The following is a 1587-nucleotide window of genomic DNA, read 5'->3' on the forward strand; positions in this document are numbered from 1 at the left end:
TCTTCAGAAAATCAATATAATTTACTGAATTATTTATTCTGCTAATCTAATAGCTTGTCGAAGTGTGGTTGTGATCTTGAGAGTTATTTCTGATTTATTATTTAATTAAAGAGGCAGCTCAAAAACGACAATTATCGATAATTAGTTTTTGCCCGAAATGCACGAATAAATTATAAGGGATCCCGAAGATTTCACTGGTTTTTTCAGAAAATCCCAAATAAAAAACCCGATCAAAATTTGATCGGTTTTTTATCTAAAAATCTAACAGCGCAGCGCTCTAACTAGCCATTAAGCATTACCGGCATTACCAGCATGGTGATTCGTTCTCCAGGATCTAGTCCGTCGACTGGAGTCAGGATTCCGGCGCGGTTTGGAAGGCTCATTTCCAGTTGTACTTCATCTGAACTCAAATTATTCAGCATTTCGGTAAGGAACCTGGAGTTGAAACCTATCTGCATATCGTCGCCCTGGTAAGAACAGGTCAATCTTTCTTCAGCTTTATTGCTGTAGTCAACATCTTCCGCAGAAATATTAAGTTCGGCACCGGCAATTTTAAGTCGTACCTGGTGCGTGGTTTTATTGGAGAAAATAGAAACCCTTCTTACAGAACTTAGGAATTGATTTCTCTGGATGCTAAGTTTATTAGGATTCTCCTTCGGAATTACAGCTTCATAATTTGGATATTTTCCGTCAATAAGTCGGCAAATTAGCTGGGTGTCATCAAAGGTAAATTTTGCGTTGGACTCATTATATTCAATAAGAACTTCACTTTCACTTCCGGCAAGGATTCCTTTTAAAAGAGTTAGAGGCTTCTTCGGCATAATAAATTCTGCCGACTGGGAAGCGGTAACATCCTCCCGGGAATATTTTACCAGTTTATGAGCATCTGTAGCCACAAAAGTTAAACCTTCGTCTGAAAACTGGAAGAAAACACCACTCATCACCGGGCGTAAATCGTCATTTCCTGAGGCAAATATTGTTTTGCTAATTGCCGTTGCAAGTATATCGCCTTCAATTAGAGTGCTACTTGGCTCTTCAAGTTCTACCGGATTCGGGAATTCCTCACCATCGGCATATGCAAGTGCGTATTTACCGTGGTTAGAGCTAAGTTCTATGGTATTATTATCTTCAGCAACAAAAGTTAAAGGTTGCTCGGGAAAAGTTTTAAGCGTTTCTAAAAGCAACTTGGCGGGAACAGCAATTTTTCCTTCAGAATCTGATTCTACTTTAAGTTTTGCAGACATGGTAGTCTCTAAATCTGAAGCAGAAACAGTTAATTCGTCTTCTTTAAGATCGAAAAGGAAATTGTCTAAAATTGGCAATGTATTGTTGTTGTTAATTACACCACCCAATATTTGTAGCTGTTTCAGCAAATAACTGCTGGATACAATAAATTTCATCGGCTTTGTTGATTAATTTGAATCTAATACAAATATATTTTATTACTTCAGAAAAGGAAGGCTGCAGCACTAGTTTTTATTAACAGAAAAATGCACTTTGTTTATTGTAAAATATTGAATAACAGTGCAATGGTAGTTTTAATCTGAAGTTTCTTGTTAATATGTTCTTCCGCAGGAATATCTTATT

At 36.9% G+C, this 1587-nt stretch carries 1 protein-coding gene; it reads right to left on the bottom strand.

What is annotated here, in order from left to right; all coding sequences use genetic code 11:
* Positions 1-281 precede the first annotated feature (281 nt).
* The gene (gene dnaN / locus RM541_RS17325) at positions 282-1400 is read right to left on the bottom strand and encodes a DNA polymerase III subunit beta (protein WP_311501389.1); all 1119 of its coding nucleotides are present in this window, start codon (positions 1398-1400) and stop codon (positions 282-284) included.
* Positions 1401-1587: the final 187 nt, after the last annotated feature.

The sequence above is a fragment of the Autumnicola psychrophila genome (assembly GCF_031846645.1).
Lineage (GTDB): Bacteria > Bacteroidota > Bacteroidia > Flavobacteriales > Flavobacteriaceae > Autumnicola > Autumnicola psychrophila.